Annotated in this window: 6 protein-coding genes and 1 pseudogene; 2 read left to right on the top strand and 5 right to left on the bottom strand. The window is 56.2% G+C overall.

Features of this window, described 5'->3' with window-relative positions; genetic code table 11:
- Positions 1 to 209 precede the first annotated feature (209 nt).
- The 5 genes and pseudogenes from hslU to priA all read right to left on the bottom strand — a co-directional run bounded on the left by hslU (position 210) and on the right by priA (position 6,493).
- The gene (gene hslU / locus CINSTRO3249_RS10065; protein WP_074013184.1) at positions 210 to 1,541 is read right to left on the bottom strand and encodes an HslU--HslV peptidase ATPase subunit; all 1,332 of its coding nucleotides are present in this window, start codon (positions 1,539 to 1,541) and stop codon (positions 210 to 212) included.
- A complete protein-coding gene (gene hslV, locus CINSTRO3249_RS10060) occupies positions 1,534 to 2,082 on the bottom strand; it encodes an ATP-dependent protease subunit HslV (protein ID WP_074013183.1) in 549 nt (182 codons plus the stop codon). The genes hslU and hslV overlap by 8 nt, the downstream gene beginning before the upstream one ends.
- 87 nt (positions 2,083 to 2,169) lie before the next feature.
- Positions 2,170 to 3,018, bottom strand: coding sequence for a cell division protein FtsN (gene ftsN, locus CINSTRO3249_RS10055; protein WP_074013182.1), 849 nt, complete (start codon positions 3,016 to 3,018; stop codon positions 2,170 to 2,172).
- 89 nt (positions 3,019 to 3,107) lie between these two features.
- Positions 3,108 to 4,116: pseudogene (locus CINSTRO3249_RS10050) on the bottom strand (substrate-binding domain-containing protein).
- A gap of 181 nt (positions 4,117 to 4,297) precedes the next feature.
- Positions 4,298 to 6,493 carry a primosomal protein N' gene (gene priA / locus CINSTRO3249_RS10045; RefSeq protein WP_074013181.1) on the bottom strand — a complete coding sequence of 732 codons (2,196 nt, stop codon included), beginning with the start codon at positions 6,491 to 6,493 and terminating at the stop codon, positions 4,298 to 4,300.
- A 202-nt stretch (positions 6,494 to 6,695) separates the two neighbouring features.
- Between priA and rpmE the strand changes: the two genes are divergently transcribed.
- Both rpmE and CINSTRO3249_RS10035 read left to right on the top strand, forming a co-directional pair.
- Positions 6,696 to 6,911: a 50S ribosomal protein L31 gene (gene rpmE / locus CINSTRO3249_RS10040; RefSeq protein ID WP_074013180.1), complete on the top strand. Its 216-nt coding sequence runs from the start codon at positions 6,696 to 6,698 to the stop codon at positions 6,909 to 6,911.
- 821 nt (positions 6,912 to 7,732) lie between these two features.
- Positions 7,733 to 8,422 carry a pentapeptide repeat-containing protein gene (locus CINSTRO3249_RS10035; protein WP_174249771.1) on the top strand — a complete coding sequence of 230 codons (690 nt, stop codon included), beginning with the start codon at positions 7,733 to 7,735 and terminating at the stop codon, positions 8,420 to 8,422.
- Positions 8,423 to 8,532 lie beyond the last annotated feature (110 nt).

The following is an 8,532-nucleotide window of genomic DNA, read 5'->3' as shown; positions in this document are numbered from 1 at the left end:
TGCTCATGCTGAGTTTCCAGCACTAGATTAACTGCCCGTTCACGGACTTCCGGAGAGTAACGTTTGGTCGTTGTCATAGAGACCTCCACTTTTAAAGTATAGACTCTAATTTATCCGGGGTGATTCACTCTTCTCTACGGTGGCGGGCGCGCCGAAAAAAACGGGAGGCCTGAGCCTCCCGTTGCGGATGTCGATTACCCTGAAATGCGTTACAGGATAAAGCGGCTCAAATCTTCATCAGATACTAACTCATCCAGGTGGCCGCGAACATAATCTGCATCAATAGAAATAGTTTTACCGTTCCACTCGCTGGCGTCATAGGAAATATCTTCCATTAAACGCTCCAGAACGGTATGCAGACGACGGGCGCCGATATTTTCGGTGCGTTCGTTCACCTGCCAGGCGGCTTCGGCGATACGCTTGATGCCATCCTCGGTGAAGGTGATGCTCACCCCTTCGGTCGCCATCAGCGCGATATATTGGGTGGTGAGCGAGGCGCTCGGTTCGGTCAGGATGCGCTCAAAATCGTCGGTGGTCAGGGCTTCAAGCTCGACGCGGATCGGCAGACGGCCTTGCAGCTCGGGGACCAGATCCGACGGGCTGGAAACCTGAAATGCGCCGGAGGCGATGAACAAAATATGGTCCGTTTTCACCATCCCGTGCTTGGTAGAAACGGTGCAACCTTCCACCAGCGGCAGCAGATCGCGCTGCACGCCTTCCCGGGAGACGTCCGGCCCGGACACTTCGCCGCGTTTGCAGATCTTATCGATTTCATCGATGAATACGATACCGTGCTGCTCTACCGCCTCGATCGCCTTCTCTTTCAGTTCTTCCGGGTTCACCAGCTTGGCGGCTTCTTCCTCCACCAGCAGCTTAATGGCTTCTTTGATTTTTATCTTGCGCGGCTTCTGTTTCTGGCCGGCCAGATTTTTGAACATCGATTGCAGCTGATTGGTCATCTCCTCCATGCCGGGAGGCGCCATGATTTCAACGCCCATCGGCGCCGCGGCGAGATTGATTTCAATTTCTTTCTCATCCAGCTGACCTTCGCGCAGCTTTTTACGGAAATTCTGGCGCGCGCTGGAGGGCTCGCCGCTCTCCTCCGGTTGGCCCCAGTTGTTCTTGGCCGGGGGGATCAGGACATCCAGCACCCGCTCTTCCGCCAGCTCTTCGGCGCGAAAACGATTTTGTTCAATGGACCGCAGACGCACCATTTTGACGGCCGCATCGGTTAAATCGCGGATAATGGAATCCACTTCTTTGCCGACATAGCCGACTTCGGTGAATTTAGTGGCCTCGACTTTGATAAACGGCGCGTTGGCCAGTTTTGCCAGGCGACGGGCGATTTCCGTCTTACCGACGCCGGTGGGGCCAATCATCAGAATATTTTTCGGTGTCACTTCATGGCGCAGCGCTTCGTCCAGTTGCATGCGACGCCAACGGTTACGCAACGCGATGGCCACGGCGCGCTTGGCGTTATGCTGGCCAACGATGTATCCATCGAGTTCACTGACGATTTCCCGTGGGGTCATTTCAGACATTTTCAGGATCCTTCGCTTTGGACGTTAATTCTTCAATAGTGTGGAACTGGTTGGTGTAAATGCAGATATCACCAGCAATTCCCAACGCTTTTTCGACGATATCGCGGGCGCCAAGTTCAGTGTTTTCCAGCAGCGCACTCGCCGCCGACTGGGCATAAGGGCCGCCGGAGCCAATAGCGATAAGATCATTTTCCGGCTGAATGACGTCACCATTGCCGGTGATAATGAGCGAGTCTGATTCGTTGGCGACCGCCAGCAGGGCTTCCAGACGGCGCAGCATGCGATCGGTACGCCAGTCTTTAGCCAATTCAACCGCGGCTTTGACCAGATGGCCCTGGTGTACTTCCAATTTACGTTCAAACAGTTCAAACAGGGTAAAGGCATCCGCGGTGCCACCGGCGAAGCCCGCGATAACTTTGTCATTATATAGGCGGCGGACTTTGCGCACGTTACCTTTCATGACGGTATTACCCAGAGTGGCCTGTCCGTCACCACCGATGACGACATGGCCTTTGCGGCGTACGCTGACGATTGTTGTCACGAGCAACCCCTTGGAATAGAAATAGTGAGCGCCCCGCAAAGAATACGGGGCGAGGATAACTATTAAATGGGGTGGGATTCGGGGTTTTCAACCCCCGGCGGCAACGGGGATGCAATTTGATACCCCGGCCCCGCGCACGCTCTGCAGGATCTTATCGGCGCCAGCGCGGCTGGAATAGGGGCCCAGCAGGACGCGGTTCCAGCCGCCGCCGGTGGTAATGCGGCTTTCAATGCCGGCGAAGGCCAATTGTGCCCGCACCGACTCAGCCTGATCCATTGCCTTGAATGAGCCACACTGGACCAGCCAACGCTGCGGTTTCTCTTTAGGCGCCTCTTTCGCCCCGCCCGCTTCGGCGCTCTTCTGCACCGGCTGAATGGGCGCTGGCGCAGGGGTTTGCCGTGCCGGCGGCGGCGTCTGGCGCGGGGCCTGCACGGGTTGCTGGCTAAACGGGTTGCGCGGCGCCTGGGTCGTCGGACGCGTTTGCACCGCACCCACCGTTTTACTTTGATCGTTATAGGGCACTTCGTTCAGGTGCGTCGGTTCCCGGCGCATATCCGCCTGCATCTGCTCCAGCAGCTGGCGATGTTCATTGGTCAGCTGCGCGGGTGAGTTCACCTCGCCGCCCGCGGTGGGCTCGGTCGGGGACTGTACCCCAATCTGACGATTTTCCAGCTCTTTGATATAACGCCAGCGTTCTTCCGGCTTGGGCGGTAGCCCGCTGCCGGGGGTTTTGCCGCGGTTAGGCACAATCACCGCGTCTTCCGATTTGTTATGCGCGATGAAATAGAGACCGCCAATAAACGTAATCAAGACGGCCGCCGCCAGTGCGATCATCGTTTTGGACGTGCCGGAGGAGGAACGTTTCTTTTTACGGTTGGTCGTTTTACGCCGCGTGCCCGAGGACTTGCCACGGCCTACATAGTCTCTTTGTGCCACTATCGTTTCGCTAAATTTGAGATAATCATCAGGCCGTCATGTTACTGAAGGCAGTAATATTTGACCAGTGTCAGCATTCCGAAAGCGCATCAGTGATGCGTCTGCGGCAGGGCGCTGGTGCCGCGTATGACTAATTCACTGTCGAGCATCATTGATGCTGCCCCTGTCGCATGTTGCCTGAGTTGGCGCAAGAGTAACAGCACTGCTTCGCGGCCAATACGATAACAGGGGGGCGCCACCGTCGTTAACGGCGGACAGCAGTAGGCCGCCGCCGTCAGATTGCCGAACCCGGTCAGGGAGAGTTCTTCCGGTACCCTGAGGCCGAGCTGTTTCGCCTGCGCTAACGCCCCCAGGGCGATCATATCGCTATGGCAAAAGATAGCGGTAGGCGGCTGCGGTCGTGAAATCAACATGTTAAGTCCCGTCAAGCCAGTCTGGCAAGTCAACGGGCCGTGAAAGATGCTCTGTTCCCGCGGCGTAATGCCATGGCGCCGCAGCCCCTGACGATACCCCTCCAGGCGCAACCGGCACGCGGGCAGCTGCGCCGGACCACTGATACAGCCGATGCGGCGGTGGCCCAGCCGGTAAAGATAATCCACCACCCGCCAGGCTGCGGTCAGATTATCAGTATGTACCGTTGGCAGCGCCAGCGCCGGCACATATTCATTCACCATGACCATTGGCGGCAGAGTGGGCTGCATCTCGCTATCAAGGCAAAACGGCACATCGGCGCCGAGCAGCAACATACCATCAATCGCTCTGCCGCAGATCACGTCGCTTAGATTTTTTTTTCTGCGCCGGCGCAGGGCGGTACGGCAGCAGCAGCAGCAGCAGCCAATAACCCTGGGCGGCGGCGGTTTCCTGAATGCCGCGCAGGACCTCGCCAAGATGCGGGTCGCCGCTTTCGGGCACTAACGCCAGAAGCGTGGCGCTTTCGTGGCTTTTCATCGGCCGGCCGGGGTAGAGCGGCGCATAGCCGATGTTACACGCCGCTCGCCGCACCCGCTGCAGCGTCGCCGGCGACACCTTTTCCGGGCGCATCAGCGCCCGTGAGACGGTCGCGGTGGAAACGCCCGCCTGCTGCGCCACATCCCGCATTGTTGCGGCGCAAGCACGGCTTCTTTTTAATTCCACGCATCACTCCTGGGGGCATCCCTGGCCCTATCCAACCTCAACGGCACCCCCTTTGTATCAGATCTCTTGCCGCCGGGACGAGGCCAATACCTTACCGACTATCATTTTTACGCCATTGCCGAAGCGGGATCGCAAAACCTCGGCGTCAGCTGTCGAGCGGATCAACGTCCAGCGACCATTTTACTTTGCGCGCCTGGGACAGGGTGCCTACCAGCGGTAAACTGGCGGCGACCAAGCGCTGGAGCTGTGGACGCGAAGGGTGGGACAGCAGCAATTGCCAGCGAAAACGCCCACCGCGTTTGGGCGCCAGCGCGGGGATGGGTCCCATCAGCCACAGCGCATTATCCCGCAGCGGGCTGGCGTCCAGCAGTTGGCGTAATTGATCGAGAAACAATCCCGCCTGGCGATTGTCATGATCGTCCGCGCGAAACAGGATATGGCTGGTAAAGGGCGGCAGCCCCGCCTGGCGACGTTCCTCCAGGGTTTGCTGCGCGAAGTCCATATAACCGCGATGCAGTAACGTTTGCAGCAGAGGATGCTCGGGATGGTGGGTCTGTAGTAAAACCTCTCCCTGTTTGCCGGCACGGCCGGCGCGGCCGGCGACCTGCGTATAAAGCTGGGCGAAACGTTCGGCGGCGCGGAAATCACCGGAAAAGAGTGCGCCATCCACGTCCAGTAACGACACCAGCGTGACATCCGGGAAATGGTGACCTTTGGCCAGCATTTGAGTGCCGATCAAAATGCGCGCGCCGCCGCGCTGGACCTGAGCGAGGTAATCTTCCAGCGCGCCTTTGCGCGCCGTGGTGTCACGATCAATGCGCGTCACCGGCACGTCTGGAAACAAGGGCGTCAGCGCTGCCTCCAGCTGCTCGGTGCCCAACCCGACCGCGACCAGTTGGGTAGAGCCGCACTGCGGGCATTGCTGCGGCAGCGGGCGTTGGCTGTCGCAGTGGTGGCAGCGCAACTGACGCTGGTGTTGATGTAAGGTGTAGTAATGATCGCAGCGTTGGCATTCGGCGATCCAGCCGCATTCATGGCACAACAGCGCCGGCGCGAAGCCGCGCCGGTTCAGAAACAACATGACCTGATTGCCGGCCTGTAAATGCGTGCGCATTTTATCCAGCAGCGGCGCCGATAGCCCGTGGGTCAGCGCAAGCCCCTTCATATCCAGCAATTGCTGGCCGGCGGGTCGGGCGCTGCCGGCGCGTTTGCCAAGCGTAAGCTGGCGGTATTTTTTCTGCTGCACATTATAAAGCGTTTCGAGGGCGGGCGTGGCGGTGCCAAGGATTATCGGTATCTTTTCTTCCCGCGCGCGAAAAACGGCCAGATCGCGGGCGTGGTAGCGCCACCCTTCATGCTGCTTGTAGGAACTATCGTGCTCCTCGTCGATGACAATAATCCCCAGCCGGGCGAAGGGGGTAAACAGCGCCGAACGGGTGCCGATGACGATAGCGCACTCGCCGCCCCGCGCTTTCAGCCAGACCGCCAGCCGTTCGCTGTCGTTGAGTCCCGAGTGCAGAACCTCAACCGGCGCGGTGAAGCGCTCGCGAAAACGGGCAATGGTTTGCGGTGTCAGGCCGATTTCCGGCACCAGCACCAGCGCCTGTTGCCCTTTGGCGAGAATATTTTCCAGCACCGTCAGATAGACCTCGGTTTTGCCGGAGCCGGTCACACCGGCCAGCAACCAGGCGGCAAACCGGTCATCCTCGCTGCGGATAGCGCCGACGGCGGTGGCCTGCTCGGTATTCAGCCGTAGCCGTTCGCCGTTAACGCAGAACCCGGGTCGCCAGTCGTGCGCGTCCACCGCCTGGGGCCGCAAATCGCATAACCCTTTAGCGCGCAGCGCCTGCAGCGCCGTGTCGGCCAGCTGCAGCTCGCCTACCTGATGGCGATACACCGGCCCCCGCAGTAGCGCCGCCAGCGCCTGTTGTTGTTTGGGTGCCCGCTTCAGGGTGTCGGGTAGCGTGCTGCGTCCTTGTTCCGTGGCGAACCACTGCCACAGTGGCGCCATCGACGCCGGTTTGCCCTGGCGAAGCAGAACGGGCAAGGCGTGGAACAGCACTTCGCCGGCGGGATAATGGTAATAACCTATGGCCCAGTTCAGGATGCGCCACAGGCTATCCGGGAACAACGACTGGCTGTCGAGTACAGCGCTAATCGGCTTTAACTTGTCCAGGGCCACTTCGCTGTGCTCGCGGATGGCGGTAACGATGCCAATCACCTGACGTTGACCAAACGGAACCCGGACCCGCCCGCCGATTGCCGGTGCGGCGTTAGCGGGCAAAAGATAATCAAATGTCCGAGCCAGCGGCACCGGTAACGCGACGTTTACAACGGACATGCATCCATCCTGGGTGGCAAAAAAGTGCTGCTAGTGTACACTGTGTCGCCTTTGATGTGCGGATTGTGTTTGCAAAGATTGGCGGCATTCTGTATGATTCGCCGCCTTTGATGTCATCCGACATTAGAGCGATAAACTCCATTCGCGTGGTGTCTGGCTAAAGTAGACTGGATAGCGACGCGGCCTTACGAAGAGGTTTTCCATGCAAAAAGATATCCACCCGAAATACGTAGAAATTACTGCTACCTGCTCTTGCGGTAATGTCATCAAGACCCACTCCACCCTGGGCCACGATCTGAATCTGGACGTTTGCGGCGCTTGCCATCCGTTCTACACCGGTAAACAACGTGTGGTTGATACCGGCGGTCGTGTTGATCGCTTTAACAAGCGTTTCAGTATTCCGGTCGGCAAAAAATAATTGCCCTGCCGGTAAAGCAAAAAGGCGCCATAGGCGCCTTTTTACTGAGCCTTAAACCTTGAAACAAGGCCCCCTTAGGTTTTCAAAAGTTGTTCTGCTTGCCACCCCGCTGAGCATGGCACGGTGGGTATAAGCCGTTTGGTGATTTATCCCGCGCCCTTGGCATGACATACCTCCCTTGGTTCACCACGTTACACCTACCGTTTTCTTCAATCGTTATCAATCTATGCGGTCTATTATGGCTGCTGCTCACTTCGATTGTGATAAATCAACACAGTCTGTTGTGGCTATAGCTCACTTTGTATGTGATGAATCAACGCGGTCTATTTTTCTAGATCTCGTTTATAAAAACGCCATATTACTCTGTGTGATGAATTAGGCCATAAATAAGTGTGCGAGAAATGATCATGCTCAAAATAAGAGTTTTACCTTATTATCGCGCTCTGCAAAAAATAGCAAAATCATATGGACCCATTACAGTGGAATCGTTCCAGGGATAAAATAATCAAATGGAGCAAGACCAGAACTAAAATGAGTTACCGTCATGTGCGCTTACCTTCACCGGTAGTGATGAAACAAGAGAGGCTTTGAAATACCCAGACCCGAATTCTCAAGCTTAGCGCTAAGTATGTTGCCGATTAAAAATACCCGGTCATTGACACTCGGCCATGACGCTTTTTAAGGGTTTGGGCTTTGCGGATGTTCGCCCTTTTTTGTTGTGGTGCTGCTCGCTTAATCAGGTTTAGTTCAGTAATAGGTTTAATTTATAGCTTACATCCATTTTTCCGACAAAGGTCATTATGATTACAACGCATACCTCTATGAGTAGTACCTTGGATTTTGCCCGAGCCGCGGGCACCGGCTCATCGCACGCCATGAAAGATGCCATGTCGCCAACAGGTATCCTGGAGCATTTATTAGATATTTTGACCTTTGGTGGTATACGGCGTGAAAAGAAAAATTTATACCCCGTAATGATGGACAAAATGGTGGAAGCATTGCAGGGAACAGATATAACCGAGCCGCGGGATATCATTTTACATGATGTCAGTGGCTATAAGATATCATTTAAACTTACAGCAATGGATAGCGATGAAAAAAAGGTGACGGTGGAAGTTGGCGATGGCGACCATGCTGTTAGTCATAAAATTGATCTCAAGACATATCATGATGTCTGCCGGACATTAATTCTGAGGAACCAATTTCAAATACCTCAGGACCCCGTTATCTTGACCGAACAAGGTAAAATGAACCTGAGCGGAGCAAATCTGGCCGGTGCTGACCTGTCCCGCGCGAATCTTTCCCGTACTAATTTGGCCGGCGCCCGTCTGGAAGGCGCCAGTTTGGCAGGCGCCATCCTGGTGCGTGCTGATCTCATCGGTGCTGACCTGACCGGTGCTGATTTGACCCGCGCTGATGTTTCCCGTGCTAATTTGACAGAAACCGATCTGACCAACGCGACGCTGATTGAAGCGGAGCTGACCGATGCTATTCTGAATCACCCCGGATAAATTAGAGTCTATACTTTAAAAGTGGAGGTCTCTATGACAACGACCAAACGTTACTCTCCGGAAGTCCGTGAACGGGCAGTTAATCTAGTGCTGGAAACTCAGCATGAGCA

This window comes from Candidatus Sodalis sp. SoCistrobi (genome assembly GCF_900143145.1).
Taxonomy (GTDB): Bacteria; Pseudomonadota; Gammaproteobacteria; order Enterobacterales; family Enterobacteriaceae; genus SoCistrobi.
This window is presented reverse-complemented; position numbering and strand designations above follow the sequence as displayed.